Origin of the sequence: Bradyrhizobium sp. S3.2.6, from assembly GCF_040546885.1 — a bacterium.
GTDB classification, from domain to species: domain Bacteria; phylum Pseudomonadota; class Alphaproteobacteria; order Rhizobiales; family Xanthobacteraceae; genus Bradyrhizobium; species Bradyrhizobium cytisi.
On sequence record NZ_JBEPOS010000025.1, the window covers coordinates 1 to 13,816 of the forward strand.

The 13,816-nt window shown below is 64.0% G+C and carries 14 protein-coding genes; 7 read left to right on the forward strand and 7 right to left on the reverse strand.

From position 1 onward, the window contains the following. Positions 1-151 precede the first annotated feature (151 nt). Both ABID58_RS31140 and ABID58_RS31145 read left to right on the forward strand, forming a co-directional pair. Entirely contained in the window at positions 152-454 is a 303-nt protein-coding gene (locus tag ABID58_RS31140) for a hypothetical protein (protein WP_354036662.1), read from the forward strand. After that, a complete protein-coding gene (locus ABID58_RS31145; protein WP_354036663.1) occupies positions 397-1,542 on the forward strand; it encodes a recombinase family protein in 1,146 nt (381 codons plus the stop codon). The genes ABID58_RS31140 and ABID58_RS31145 overlap by 58 nt, the downstream gene beginning before the upstream one ends. A 191-nt stretch (positions 1,543-1,733) precedes the next feature. On the opposite strand, the gene ABID58_RS31150 is transcribed toward ABID58_RS31145, so the two are convergent. The 5 genes from ABID58_RS31150 to ABID58_RS31170 are packed head-to-tail and all read right to left on the reverse strand — an operon-like array spanning position 1,734 to position 6,287. Further along, positions 1,734-3,065, reverse strand: a complete 1,332-nt coding sequence (locus ABID58_RS31150) for an LLM class flavin-dependent oxidoreductase (RefSeq protein WP_354036665.1) — start codon at positions 3,063-3,065, stop codon at positions 1,734-1,736. A gap of 3 nt (positions 3,066-3,068) precedes the next feature. Continuing rightward, positions 3,069-3,497 carry an OsmC family protein gene (locus ABID58_RS31155; protein ID WP_246229777.1) on the reverse strand — a complete coding sequence of 143 codons (429 nt, stop codon included), beginning with the start codon at positions 3,495-3,497 and terminating at the stop codon, positions 3,069-3,071. Positions 3,498-3,529: 32 nt separating this feature from the next. After that, positions 3,530-4,612, reverse strand: coding sequence for an ABC transporter substrate-binding protein (locus ABID58_RS31160; protein WP_354036666.1), 1,083 nt, complete (start codon positions 4,610-4,612; stop codon positions 3,530-3,532). A gap of 20 nt (positions 4,613-4,632) precedes the next feature. Beyond that, complete coding sequence (locus ABID58_RS31165) at positions 4,633-5,361, reverse strand: ABC transporter ATP-binding protein (protein WP_148750611.1); 729 nt, start codon at positions 5,359-5,361, stop codon at positions 4,633-4,635. Next, positions 5,358-6,287, reverse strand: coding sequence for an ABC transporter permease subunit (locus ABID58_RS31170; RefSeq protein WP_354036668.1), 930 nt, complete (start codon positions 6,285-6,287; stop codon positions 5,358-5,360). The genes ABID58_RS31165 and ABID58_RS31170 overlap by 4 nt, the downstream gene beginning before the upstream one ends. 446 nt (positions 6,288-6,733) lie before the next feature. Here ABID58_RS31170 and ABID58_RS31175 point away from each other — a divergent pair, with 446 nt between their 5' ends. The 4 genes from ABID58_RS31175 to ABID58_RS31190 are packed head-to-tail and all read left to right on the forward strand — an operon-like array spanning position 6,734 to position 11,983. Beyond that, positions 6,734-8,386 (forward strand): ABC transporter substrate-binding protein, encoded by a 1,653-nt coding sequence (locus tag ABID58_RS31175; protein WP_354036670.1) that lies wholly within the window; start codon positions 6,734-6,736, stop codon positions 8,384-8,386. 38 nt (positions 8,387-8,424) lie between these two features. Further along, positions 8,425-9,435: an ABC transporter permease gene (locus ABID58_RS31180; RefSeq protein WP_148750613.1), complete on the forward strand. Its 1,011-nt coding sequence runs from the start codon at positions 8,425-8,427 to the stop codon at positions 9,433-9,435. Beyond that, entirely contained in the window at positions 9,432-10,280 is an 849-nt protein-coding gene (locus ABID58_RS31185; protein WP_148750614.1) for an ABC transporter permease, read from the forward strand. The genes ABID58_RS31180 and ABID58_RS31185 overlap by 4 nt, the downstream gene beginning before the upstream one ends. Continuing rightward, positions 10,259-11,983: a dipeptide ABC transporter ATP-binding protein gene (locus ABID58_RS31190; protein ID WP_354036673.1), complete on the forward strand. Its 1,725-nt coding sequence runs from the start codon at positions 10,259-10,261 to the stop codon at positions 11,981-11,983. Before ABID58_RS31185 ends, ABID58_RS31190 begins: the two co-directional genes overlap by 22 nt. A gap of 25 nt (positions 11,984-12,008) precedes the next feature. Here the strand turns inward: ABID58_RS31190 and ABID58_RS31195 are convergent, their stop codons facing one another. Together ABID58_RS31195 and ABID58_RS31200 are read right to left on the reverse strand one after the other, a co-directional pair. Beyond that, complete coding sequence (locus tag ABID58_RS31195; RefSeq protein WP_354036675.1) at positions 12,009-13,022, reverse strand: DUF2891 domain-containing protein; 1,014 nt, start codon at positions 13,020-13,022, stop codon at positions 12,009-12,011. Beyond that, positions 13,019-13,399: a hypothetical protein gene (locus ABID58_RS31200; protein ID WP_354036677.1), complete on the reverse strand. Its 381-nt coding sequence runs from the start codon at positions 13,397-13,399 to the stop codon at positions 13,019-13,021. Before ABID58_RS31200 ends, ABID58_RS31195 begins: the two co-directional genes overlap by 4 nt. 117 nt (positions 13,400-13,516) lie before the next feature. Between ABID58_RS31200 and ABID58_RS31205 the strand changes: the two genes are divergently transcribed. Then, complete coding sequence (locus ABID58_RS31205) at positions 13,517-13,729, forward strand: type 2 periplasmic-binding domain-containing protein (RefSeq protein ID WP_354036679.1); 213 nt, start codon at positions 13,517-13,519, stop codon at positions 13,727-13,729. Positions 13,730-13,816: the final 87 nt, after the last annotated feature.

The following is a 13,816-nucleotide window of genomic DNA, read 5'->3' on the forward strand; positions in this document are numbered from 1 at the left end:
ACGCTCAGCTTGTTGGCTGGGATTGATCTGCTGACTGGCAAGGTCCACGCTCTTGTCAAAGACCGCCACCGCAGTCGAGAGTTCATCGAGTTCCTGAGGCTTCTCGATGCCGCCTATCGCCGGACTGTTCAAGCGCATGGCCTTCGGAGGGGTGCGTATCGTCACGCTGTCCGAAGGCGACGTGACGCATCTGCATGTCGGTCTCAAGGGCACGATGAACGCGCTCTTGCTGAAGGACCTGGCCGACAAGACGCGCCGCGGACTGCGCGGCCGCGTCGAGGACGGCAAGTCCGGTGGCGGGCTGTGCTTTGGTTATGACGTGGTGAGAAGCAGTTCGCGGCAAATGGCGAACCGATCCGCGGCGATCGAACGATCGACGAGGCGGAAGCTGCCGTCGTGCGCCGTTTCTTCTCAGACTATATTGCCGGCAAGTCGTCGATCGCCTTTGAACTGAACAAGGAAGGCGTGCCTGGGCCACAGGGCGCCGAATTGGGGCCATCGACGATCCATGGGAATCCGAAGCGCGGCGTCGGCATCCTCAACAACGAACTGTATGTCGGTCGCCTCGTCTGGAACCGGCTCCGCTATCTGAAAGACCCGGATACCGGAAAGCGGGTGTCACGTCTCAATCCTGAATCCGAGTGGGTGATTCAGGAAGTGCCTGTGATGCGCATCATCGACCAGGAAGTCTGGAATGCGGCGAAGACCCGCCAACAATCGCTCGCCTATGAGACGTCTGAGCCCGGCGAGAATGCGCTCAACGAACGGCGGCGTCCGAAGCACTTGTTCGCCGGGCTGGTCAAGTGCGGCTGCTGTGGCGGCGGCTATACGATGATCTCGAAAGATCTGCTTGGCTGCGCGACGTCGCGGAATAAGGGCACCTGCGACAACCGGCTGAACATAAGGCGGGACGCCCTGGAAGCCTCGGTACTGAGCGGCTTGCGGACGCACCTGATGGAGCCCGAGCTATTCAAAGAGTTCTGCGACGAGTTCACCCGCGAGGTGAACCGCTTGCGGATTGAGCGCGGAGCGGGCCTCGCTGCCATACGAGACGAGCTCCCACGCATAGAGCGCGAACTCGGAAAGTTGCTGGCTGCTATCAAGGCTGGCGGTCCGATCGAAGCCATCGTCGGGGATATGAAGCGGCTTGAGGCCCGAAAGGCGGAGCTGAAAGACCAGCTTGCGAATGCGGAGGAGCCGCCGCCCCTCCTACATCCGAACATGGCGGAGATTCACCGCCAACGGATCGCGGCGCTCTACGAGAGCCTGCAAAACGAGGATGGCAAGGCCGAGGCGGCTGAGGTGGTCCGCACCTTGATCGATCAGGTGACGCTCGTGCCCGATACGGAAGAGCTGGGCATCGTGCTGCGCGGCGACCTGGCCGCGATCCTTCGGTTCGCTGCGAACAAGAAAAACCCCGACGTCCTTGCGGAGGCCGGGGTTTTGGGTGCCTTGCTTTCGCAAGAATCGTTGGTTGCGGGGAGGCGCAACACCCGATTCTCGCGATTGATTGAACAAGAGATTCCTGCGCTTGTTGCCTGAGTGGACGCCGGCCAAGCCCCTGATTGAGAGTTATCTGCGCACTGGGCATTATCAATGACTTGCTGGTCGCAGGCCGTGTTTTTTCAGGCCGTAAATGGAGATTCGTCGCACGATCACGATACCTCATTGAGCTGCGTATCGTGGGAGTGGCTGAAGCTAAAGAGCATAGCGTCGGGTGGGCATGGCCGACCTCAGCCCGCTGGCCGGGGCAAGCCGAGCGAATCGCGCAAGGTCGAGCCGTCGTACTCAGTGCGGAACAGCCCTCGATGTTGCAGCTCCGGCACGAGGCCGTGGACCAGCTCCTCCGAGCCGCCTGGCAGATATGGGACCTGCAACATGAAGCCGTCGCAAGCACCCGCCTCGAACCACTCCTGCATGCGATCAGCCACCGTGCTGGGCGTGCCGGCGAAGCCGCTGGTGGTTCTCCCCGCGCCGTAGCGCTGTCCTAGCTCAGCAAGGCTCAAGCCCGAGCGGCGCGTCAGCTCGGCGACCTCACGGTAGTGCCCTTCGACGCCGGGAACGTCGAGATTCTCAGGCAGGACCTCGTCCTGCGGGAAGCGCGAGAGGTCAACGCCGAGATGATAGGACAAAGTCGAAAGACCGGACTCCGGATGCGACAATTCGTGGAGCTGGTCGTGTAGCGCCTTGGCCTGCTTCTCCGTGTCGCCAATGACCGGAACGATGCCGGGCAACACCTTGACTGTATCAGGGTCACGGCCGAAACGGACCGCGCGGGCGCGCAAGTCGTTGCGGAATTCGACGGCGACATCGATGAGGCCCGGCGTCACGAAGATGATCTCGGCCCATCGCGCAGCGAAATCGCGGCCGCGATCGGAGGCGCCGGCTTGGATGAAGACCGGACGTCCTTGCGGGGGCCGGCTGACATTGAGCGGGCCTTGCACGTTGAACCATTTGCCGGAATGGTCGATCCGGTGCACCCGCGCAGGGTCGGCGAACAGCGGCGTCTGGCGATCCCGGACCAGCGCACCATCCTCCCACGAATTCCACAGCTTGGTCACGACCTCGAGAAACTCGTCGGCGCGCTCGTAGCGCCCCTCGCGCGAGAGCTGCTCGGTCAAGCCGAAATTGCGCGCCTCCGCCTCCTGAAACGAGGTGACGATGTTCCAGGCAGCACGGCCACCGCTGAGATGATCGAGCGTTGCGAGCGCCCGCGCCAGCACATAGGGCTGGGCGTAGGTCGTCGAAATGGTCGCCCCAAGCCCGAGATGCTTCGTCGCACCCGCGATGATCGAGAGCACCACCAGTGGATCGAGCCGCAGCGCGCCCAGCGCGCCGTAGCGAAGCTGGCTGTCCAGGCTGCCGCCCAAAGTGTCCGGGATCGCGAGGATGTCCGCAATGAACAGAAGATCGAAGCGCCCCTGCTCCAGCAGCCGGCCGATATTCTGGTAGTAAGCGGCGGACAGCAGGTCGCCATCCGCCTTCGGATGCCGCCAACCGGCGTGGCTGCCGGAAACCGGCCCCGCGGAGACAAAGGCGGCAAGGTGCAGTTTCTTGTCGGGCATGGGTCAGCTCACTGTCCATGAGATCTCGACGGGGCCGCCACGCTTCAGCGTGTTGTAGATCGGGCAGTTGGCGGTGAAACCGGCCACCAGCGTTTCAGCCTCGCCCTCCGTCACGCCGGACAGGCGCACGGCGATGCGAATCCATTCGTACTGCGTCGGATCGGTGGCGTGACGCCGGAACGAGACGTCGGATCCGGCCTCGCGCAGAACGATTCCTGATTCTTTCGCCGTCTTCTGGATGAGGCCGAGCGAGCAACTGCCGAGAGACGACAGCAGCAGTTCACCAGCCGTGATCGCCTCACCTGGGCCGCCGACGGCAACACGTTGGTCCGAAATGAAATGGTTCGTCCTCGCGCTGACTAGATAGCGACCGAACTGACCGATTGTGGCAGAGGTGATCGACACCGTCTCGGCGGTCTGAGCGTTCATCATGATTTCTCTGTTGTTGGTTTAGGCGTCGCCGCTTACGCGCCGAGCTCCAGCGCGACGGCCTTCTTCGCGGCGTCGAACTGTGTGCCGAGCAGGAATGATCGGACGTCGACCTTGTTCGGGAGCACGCCGAGCGCGTGGAAATTGTCGGCGAGATCCTGGGTCGACGCTGCTGCTGCTTCGTCGATCGGCTTCAGCGCAACCGCAGTCGACTCGGACAGCCTGGCCTCGCGGACGAGCTTCTCGTAGACGGCCTGCTCGGTCCCGTTCGACGGAAAGCCACCCTGCGAGGCCCAGAGCGCAACGGATTCAGCGGGATGCGCGAAGATATAGGCCTGGGTTTGCCGGATGATCTTCACGAACTTGGCGAAGAGCTGCGGATACTTCACAGCGACGTCACTCCGCGCCACGTAGAAGGCATAGTCATAGGTCTTCACGTCGGGCAGCAGACGCGCCTTGCCACCGAGCTTGGTCAGCGCGAGCGCCGTGGCCGGCTGCCAGTGAATCCAGCCGTCGATGCTGCCTTGCGCGAACGCCGTAAACGCATCCGCCCCGCTCAGGCTGACGGCCGCGACATCAGACAATCTTAGTCCGGCGGTCTCCAGATACTTGATCAGGCTGTAGGTCCCCGTTGTTCCATTCTGATGGGCGATCTTCTTGCCCTTCAGATCTGCCGCGGTCTTGATCGGGGAATTGGCCTGCACCAAGAAATCAACTTCGTCGACGGGCAACGGATAGGCCGCGAGCGGCACGATCGGGACACGCGCCGGAACAGCATTCACGACCGCGGTCGCGGTTGCGAACGTGAAATCGACCGAGCCGGCCTTGATCGCCTCCATCACCGGAAGCGATGCCGTGAAGCCCGGTTGCCAGACGATCTTGGTTCCGAGTTCCTGCTCGAGATTGCGGCCACCCACGCCTGCCTGCAGTGATGCCCAGACGCCGGTACGGCCGTCTCCGATGACCGCGACGGTCAGTTGCGGCGGCACTGCATCGGCAGCATTCGCGCGCGGCAATACGCGGACGCCTGTCGAGGCTACGGCAAGTCCCGCGCCAACCGACCACAGCGTTCGCCGCGAGATGCCAGCGCGATCGCCCGTCGAGTCAATAAACGTCATGTCTTCATCCTTTCGTCTGTTCATGCAACGGCGGCCAAGTCGCGCTCGGCCGTGAGCAGACCGTCGAGCAGCTCTTCCTTCAGGGTCGCCAGTGCCGGATCGCCGCGATGCCGGGGGCGCGGCTGATCGAAAATCAAGTCGCGCGCGATGCCGCCATCCTTGACCAGGAGCACACGATCGGAGAGCAGCAACGCTTCCTCGACGTCGTGCGTCACCAGCACGACGGTGCGGGGCCGCGCGACGAGCAACTGCTCCAGCAGCAACTGCATCGCGGCTCGGGTGATGGCGTCGAGCGCGCCGAACGGCTCGTCGAGCAGCAACAGGTCCGGCTCGTGGATCAGCGCCCTCGCCAGCGCCACACGCTGGCGCTGGCCGCCCGACAGCCCGATCGGAAACTCGCTTTCGCGTCCCTGCAACCCGACGGCGTCGAGGATGCGCCCCGCGTCCTGCTTCCTGCCCTTGATGCCCAGCAGCACATTGCGGAGGACGCTCCGCCACGGCAGCAGACGATCCTCCTGGAACATCATGCGCACGTCCGCCTTGCGGCCCGTTGCGCGGAGCTCGATGCGACCGCCCGAGGGCGCGTCCAGCCCCGCGACGAGGCGCAGGAGTGTCGACTTGCCGGCTCCGCTGGGTCCGATGATCGAGACGAACTGGCCGGCGGCGATGTCGAGATCGACATCGTCAAGGACCGTGCGGCCGGCGAACGATTTGCCGACCGAGCGCAGGCTGACGCTAGCTCCGCTCATGCCTTCACCCGATCCGCATAGTTCGGATGCCAGCGCAAGAGCCGCCGTTCGATCAAGCGCGTGATGAGATCCGACAGCCAGCCTGCGATGGCGTAAAGAATGATGGCGAGCACGATGATGTCGATGCGTAGTAGCTCACGGGCGTTCTGCACGAGATATCCAACCCCGTCCCGCGACGCGATCGTTTCACCCACGACCAGAGTGAGCCAGGCCACTCCGAGCGCATAGCGCATGCCGACCAGGATCGGCTGCAGCGCCGCCGGCAGAATGATCGACCAGACCAGTTCGGCGCGGCCAAGTCCGTAGGACTTTCCGAGTTCGATCAGTTTGGGATCGACATTGCAGATGCCCCCGACCGTGTTGATGTAGACCGGGAAGAGCGAACCCATCGCGACCAGAATGAGCCGCGGTTCCTCCCCGATTCCGAACCAGAGGATCATCAGCGGCACCAGTGCCAGGTGCGGAATGGTCCGGATCATCTGCAGCGAGCGATCGAAAAGATCGTGCAATGGCTCGAACAGCCCAACGGCCAATCCGAACAGCAGCCCACCGAGGGCGCCAATGCTGAAGCCGATGGCAACCCGGCGAAGGCTGATGAGGATATCGTGCTGCAATTCGCCGCGCTCGGCAAGCTGCTGCGCAGCGTCCCAGATATCGGACGGAGCCGGCACGATCGCCGTAGACACAATCCCCGTCGTCGAGAGGAACTGCCAGACGAAAAGCAGGCCGAGCGGCAAGAGCCAGGGCAGAGCGAACGAGCGCCATGACAGGCCACGTGCGCGCGCTCGTGACGGCTCCGACGGACGCGTAACGTCGGCCACAACCGTCACCACGGATTCGCCGGCACGGGGGAATGGTTCCGTGCGACCGGCCGCAGGCGACGCTGTCGCATCGACAGGCCTGGAAAGTAGCGACGCATCCGTCATGAAATCGAATTTGCTCCGTCTCACCTGAGACGGCGCCACCTTCGCAAACTCCGGCGCGCAATTCGATGGTAGCAAAATTCATTTTTCGCCGTTCGGCATCAGTGCCGTTCTACCGCGCGCGGCCATTTGCAGAATGTCTTTTCAATTTGGCGATGCGCCGCGCGACATCACGTACTCGAGAGGATTGTCTCGAAGCTGAATTCGAACTCATGCGCGACCGAGGCAGCAATCGTTGGCGTGTTCGGTCATGTGCCAACGTCGATCGAGCGCGTTTTATGTCGGAGACAAAACGACTATCGCGCTCATTGCCCCTATCCAGACGCATTTGTTGTCCGTCTCAGGCGAAATTTGGAATGGCCACGCCTCTTCATTTCGCTTCTCCTGTGCATCTTCTCAGATACGCAAACTGTGACCCGATCGACGCCGCCGATCATCAGGAGCTATCCATGACTGCACGCTTCTCCTCGTTCTCGCATTCCCGGCGACGGCTGTTAGTCACCCTCTCCGCGGTGACAGCCGCCGCCTTGACGGCAATGGCGGGATTGTCTCCAGCTCGGAGTGCCGGCGCTCAGAAGAATGTCGGTGACATCACCTTCCTCATCGACTCGCTCGGCGGCACCTGGATTCCGAACAACAGCTCCATCTCCAGCTTCCAGGGCCACATCTGGGGCCACGTGACCGACAAGCTCGTCTATGTCGATGCCGAGGGGAAGGTCAGTCCCTGGATCGCCGAGAGCTGGGAGCAGAGCAGCGACGCCACCCACTTCACCCTGCACCTCAAGAAAGGTGTGACGTTCTCCGATGGCAGCGCACTCGACGCATCGGCTGTCGTCGCTAATCTCGACATCTGGTACGCCGGACGGAAGAGCGAGGGCATCAACCCAGTTGGCCTCTTCCCGAAGACCTACGACCGTGCCGAGGCTGTCGACGCAACCACCGTGAAGGTTGTCTTCAAGGCGCCGACACTCGGGTTCATCCCGACGCTCGGCTACCATGGCTCCATCCTCATCTCGCCAAAGAGCATCGCGCAACCCGCCGCCCAGCAGGCTGATCTGGCCAAGACATCCGGCAGCGGCCCGTATCTGGTCGAGTCCTGGAAGGAGGGCGACTTCGTCAAGCTGGTCAAGCGCAAGGACTACAATTGGGGTCCCGCCGCAGTCGGTCACACCGGCCCGGCCTACCTCAATTCGATCACGTACAAGCTTGTATCGGAGCCGTCGCTGCGGGTCGCCGCTGTCCAATCTGGACAAGCTGATGTCGCCTACAGCCCCTCGCCGCAGGAATTGAAGTCCCTCAAGGACGCCGGATTTACGATTGCGACACCGCGCTATCTCGGCTTCGTGAACGGCCTGGCGATCAACACCAGGCTGGAGCCGTACAACGACGCGAAGGTACGGCAGGCCCTTCAGGCCGGCATCAACCGGAAGGAAATCATCGATACCGTCTATACACCTGACTGGAAGCTGGCGACGTCTTTTATCCAGAGCAACGTCCCCGGTGCGACCGACCATAGCGACCTCCTGGCCTACAATCCCGGCAAGGCCGAAAAGCTTCTCGACGAGGCGGGCTGGACCAAGGGCGCTGGCGGCATCCGGACCAGGGACGGCAAGCAGTTGACGCTGACGCTCTACTCCAATCCTTATCTCGCGACGGCGAAATCGATCGACGAGCTCATCGCCCAGCAACTCGGCAAGATCGGCTGGAAGGTCACCATCCGCGCCTACGACGTCGTGACGTTCGGCGAGAAGGTCAGGTTCGGCGGGCCGGCCGTGCCGGCCTACGAGGTGACGCGCAGCTTCATCGACGCCGGCACCGTGGCCAGCATCCTCACCGACGCCAACAACGGCGAGAACTGGTTCAACCTCGGCGACAGCGACAAGCAGCTCAACGAGCTGCGCGACAAGATCGCCGGCGCTGCCTCGACCGAAATCCGTGATCCGCTCCTCGACCAGCTCCAGACCTACGTCCTCGAGCAGGGCTACTTCATTCCACGCACGCAGATCGTCCAGCGTATCTACGTGCAGTCTCCGAAGCTCAAGGGAGAGGTCTACAACGGCATCGCCTACGCCAGCTATTACACGGCGACGATAGGCGAGTAAGGCGCAGTGCAACCAGGCAATTTAAGGAGGCAACCGGCATGAGAGGCGCCTACCTGTCCTATGCCGCGAAGCGCTTGACCCAGGCCATCGTCGTCATCCTGCTGACTTACGTCTTCACCTTTGTTGTCGTCAGTATTCTGCCCGGCGACCCCATCACCAACGTGCTGCGCGACCCGCAGAATGGGTTCACCGAGGACGAGATAAAGGCAATCGTCGCCGCCCAGGGCCTGGACCAGCCGATCCCGGTCCAGCTCTGGACATCGCTGTCCCACTTCGTGACAGGCGATCTCGGCCTGTCGATGCGGTCCAACCGACCCGTCACAACCCTGATCGCCGAGGTGCTCCCTTCAACGTTGATCCTCGCGTCCGCGGCCTTCGTTATCGCGCTGCTGCTGGCGGTGACGATTGGCTACGGCACGCAATTTCTTCCGAAACGGTTCGGCCAGGGCTTGCTGCGGGGCCTCCCATCGTTGTTCCTGTCGGTGCCCAACTTCGTGATCGGCCTGGCGCTAATCCACATCTTCGGGTTTCAGCTCGGCCTCTTCCGCGTGATTGCGCCGAACAGCTTTTGGGCCACTCTCTTCGCCGCGGTCGCGCTCGGCATCCCCGTCTCCGCGCGGATCGCCGAGGTGCTCATCGCGAACCTCGACAACGAATCCGAGCAGGAGTACGCCGCAGTCGCGCGCGGCCGCGGGCTCGGGCAGATGCGCCTGTTCGCAAAACACCTGCTCAAGCCGTCTTCGCTCCCGGTGGTCACCGTCATCGCCCTCGCCATCGGGGAACTGCTCGGCGGTTCGCTGATCACCGAGACGGTGTTCGGACGCACCGGTATCGGCAGCCTGGTGCAGCGTTCGGTGAGCACGCAGGATTTGCCTGTCCTGCAGGCGGTCGTCTCGCTCGCGGCGGTAGTGTTCGTGCTCGTCAATTTGATCGCCGACCTCGTCTACCCGCTGCTCGACCCGCGCGTGAAGCTGATCGGCGGTCCCAAGTATCGCCCGACCACCGCTGACGACAGCTCCACTGCCACGTCCCAGGCGGTGACGTCATGACTCTCGCATCCGTCTCCTCCGCGTCGCGCGTCGCGGCGATCAGCCGGCTGACGGGCCTCCGGGTGCCGCCGACCGTCGCGCTCTCGTTCGCGGTCATCGCGCTTGTGATCGCCTGGTCGCTGGCGCCGGGCTTGTTCACGAGTCATAATCCGGTCGTCGGTGTCCCCGCTGACAAGCTGCTTGGCCCCGGCACGACGCACTGGTTCGGCACCGACCATTTGGGCCGCGACCTCTACACGCGGGTCGTCTATGGCACGGCTTCCTCGGTGACGAGCGCGCTCATCGCCGTCGTCATCGCCACTGTTGCCGGCGGCCTCATCGGCCTGCTGGCGGGCTTCCTCGGCGGCTGGGTGGACATCGTGCTCGCCCGCCTGGTCGACGTGCTGCTGGCAATCCCGAACTTCCTGCTGGCGGTGATCGTCGTCACCGCGATCGGTTTCGACACCACGAACGCCGCCATTGCGACCGGCGTCTCGGCGGTGGCGGTGTTCGCGCGGGTGATGCGTTCGGAAGTCATCAAGACCCGGCAAGCGATTTTCGTCGAGGCGGCGTTTCTGATGGGCGGCTCACGCCGGCACATCCTGTTGCGACACGTGTTGCCGAACGCATCGCGCTCGGTGCTCCCGCTCGCGGTGTTGCAATTCGGCCTGTCGATCCTGGTGATCGCGAGCCTTGCTTTCCTCGGTTACGGCGATCCCCCGCCCGCCTCCGACTGGGGCCTGCTGATCTCGATCGGCAAGGACTACCTGAAATGGCCGTGGCTGGTGTACGCGCCCGCCTTCGTCACGATCGCGACAGTGCTCTCCGTGAACAGGATCAGCCGATGGCTTCGCACGACAGACTGACCACCAACACACTCACGCGCGCCGAGCTTGTCGCGCCGGTGCCGCTGCGCCCGATTCCGCTTCTCCGCGTCAACGGCTTGTCGGTCTCCTACGGGCCGAATGAGGTCGTGACCAATGCGGAGTTCGAACTGGGCCGCGGCGAGAGCCTCGCCCTCATCGGGGAGTCCGGCTCGGGCAAGTCGACCATCGCCCGCGCAGTACTGCGGCTGCTCCCGAGCAGCGGACACGCAACCGGCCGCGTCGCGTTCGACGGCCAGGAGGTGCTCGGGATATCCGAGCGCGGCTTCCGGCCGCTGCGGGGGCGAGCCATCGGATTCGTCCCGCAGGACCCCGCTAACGCGCTCAACCCGGTGCGCACGATCGGTGCCCAGGCACACGAGGCGGCCGCGCTCCTCGACGAGCCCGACAGGGCGGTCCGCAAGCGGCTCATCCTGGAGACGTTCGCCGAGGTCGGGCTCGACAACCCCCGGCGTGTCTACGACTCCTACCCGCACCAGCTGTCCGGCGGCATGCTCCAGCGCGTGCTGATTGGCCTGGCGATCCTTCCACGGCCGACACTGCTGGTCGCGGACGAGCCGACCTCCGCGCTCGACGTCACGATCCAGAAGCGGATCCTCGACCTGCTCACGCGGCTGCAGCACGACCTCAAGATCAGCCTGCTGCTCATTACTCACGACCTCGCGATCGCCGCCGAGCGAGCGAACGCGCTCGTCGTGCTCAAGGACGGCATCATCCAGGAGGCCGGCCGAACCGCTTCTGTCTTCGCCGCGCCGGCGTCGGCCTACGCAAGGAAGCTGCGCGCGGATGTCCCGGCCCTCAACCCCGACCGCTACGCCGCGCTGCGCGACACCGGCATCCGAGCCCTCAAGACCGGCGCCGGCGCGACACCGAAGATCAAGGTCAGCGCTGTCACCAAGACCTTCACTGTCGATGGCAAGACGCTGACCGCCGTCGACGATTTGTCGTTCACCGTCCCGGCCGGCACCACGCACGCGCTGGTCGGCGAGTCCGGTTCGGGCAAGACCACGGCGGTCCGGCTGCTGCTGGGCCTCGAGCAACCCGACACCGGGACCATCTCGGTCGCAGACGAGCAGATCACCGGTCGCTCGCCCGATGAGCTACGTTCGGTGTGGCGCCACCTTCAGCTGGTCTATCAGAACCCATTCACGTCGCTCGATCCGACCTGGACGGTCGAGCATCTTGTGCGCGAGCCGCTCGATCGATTCGGAATCGGAACCCGCAAGGAGCGCGACGAGCGGGTTCGCGAGGCGCTGGCCGACGTCGGGCTCGGCGAGCACCTGCTCTCCCGCAAGCCGCAAGCCCTGTCAGGCGGTCAGCGCCAGCGCGTCGCCATCGCCCGGTCGCTGGTCCTCAAGCCTGATGTGATCGTGCTCGACGAGCCCACCTCCGCGCTCGACGTCAGCGTCCAGGCTGACATCGTCGAAGTCCTGCTCTCGCTACAGGTCAACCTTGGCCTAACCTATGTGTTCGTCTCTCACGACCTCGCGCTGGTGCGCCAACTCGCCCACACCGTCTCGGTGATGCAGCGCGGGCGCATCGTCGAGCACGGGGCTGTCACCGAGATCTTCGACAATCCCCGGCAGCCCTATACGAGGTCGCTGCTGGCGTCGATCCCGTCAGGTGTCGCCGGCGCCGCACACCTGCCGCACCCGCGCCTTCGGCAGTTGGCGACTGCGGATTGAGTAACCGCAGAGGGCGCCTGCCCGCTTACTTCTCGTCATCCAGCGCAAGCACGGCAAAGCTCGCGAGCCAGTGCTCACCCATATAATGCTCGGCGATATGGGGAAGGCCCGCAGCCAGATGCTCGCGTGCCGCTTCGTGAGCAATGGCGCGACGGGGATCGCCTGCCGGCAACGCGTCGCCGAGAGAACGCCAGCACCAGGCCCGGCTGAGATTAAGTCCGTCGAGATGGGCGATCTTGCCGTCCGTGCGATCGGTGACGGTCGCGGGCCGGAATAGCGTTGCCGGCTGCTTTTCGACGAGCCGCGGCAAAAACCGATCGAACCAGGGCAGGAACGCGTCTGGAGGCAATAGGCGCCGCATGCACTCGGCCTCGATGAGGGCCGAGGACTGGAAGTCGTCGCCGCTCGGCTCGCCCCAGGCCGGGCAGTCGCGATCCTCGCCATACCAGCGCAAGCCGGTCTCGCGCAGCAGCCTGGCGAGCCCGTCATCGGCTTTGATACCGGCGTAGTCTGCCGCCATCCGCAAGCCAAACGCCGTATTGAAATGCGTGCCGACGCGCACGGGATAAGGCGACAGCGGCAGGAAGTCGCGAAAGCGCTGTGCGATGATTTCGGCCAGCGACGCGAGATTGCGGCTCCAACGATCATCGGCGTGGAGCATCAATTCAGTCGCGAGCTTCAGGAGCCAGCCCCAGCCATATGGCCGCTTGAAGCCGCGGGCAGTCGGGCGAGCAAAGTAGGCGCACTCGGCCGCGACCTTGTTGGGGACAAACTGCGCATCGAACAGCGCACGGATATCGGACGCCGCTGCGACATCCGGAAAGCGGCGCAGCAGTCGCGCCAGCATCCAGTAACTGTGGACGCAGGAGTGCCAGTCGTAGCTGCCGTAGAAGATCGGGTGCAGCTCGCTCGGCGTGCGGGCATCCGCAGGTCCAGCAAGCGCGTGGTCAACATTGTTGGGATATTCGCGCCCGACATGGCCGAGCGCGATACGAGCGAAATGCGCGGCGTGTTCGCGGGTGAGACGGGATGTGGTCATGCTCTGGCCCTTCGTTTGTCACGGCCGATCAAGGTCTCGATCAGACGTGGCAGGATGTAGATCGGCAATTGCGTCGCTGCAAAGTATAGGGCCATGCGCGGCGAGGCGGCAGCGCCGAGCGCCGACCAGACCAGGCCGACATTGCGATTGCCGAGGATGAGCCCGACGGTCAGTCGCTGGCCCAAATTGCCCGGCAACAGCACGGCACCCGCAGCTTGAAGGGCAACGTTGCAGGCAAAGGCGAGCCCAAGGCAGAGCGTGGCGGCCTGCGCATCCGCCGCGATCTGCGTGCGAATGCGGGCCATCGTCGCCACCGCAAAGACGAGGAGCGCGGCAACGATGACCCGGTCGACCACGCCGCCATGGGCCACCAGCACTGGCGCCGCATGCCGGCGGAGCAGAAAAGCGACGCCCTCCGCGCTTGATCAACAGCGCCAGACGAAGCGCCAGCTCGTAAACGGCGCACAGCGATCACACTCGCTCACGTCGTCGCGGTGCCGTTCGCGGTCGCAGGCACGGATCTCGTGGCGACCATGGCCGAGCGCGTCGCACGCCGCTTCGCTACAGCCGCCGGCGTATCCATCGTTCCAGTTCCCTACGATGTGGAGGCATTCACCATCGACCTCCTCCACGCGCGCCGCGCCGTGGCCGACCCGGCGTTGCGCTGGTTCATCGAATTGGTCAATCGGGTTTGCAAGGAATTCTGACAAGATAGTTCCAACAAAGGGCCACTCAACAGAGTGTCGCCACTCTTGATTTGCCGAAGAAGAGAATATCGCACTTGTCCGACTATC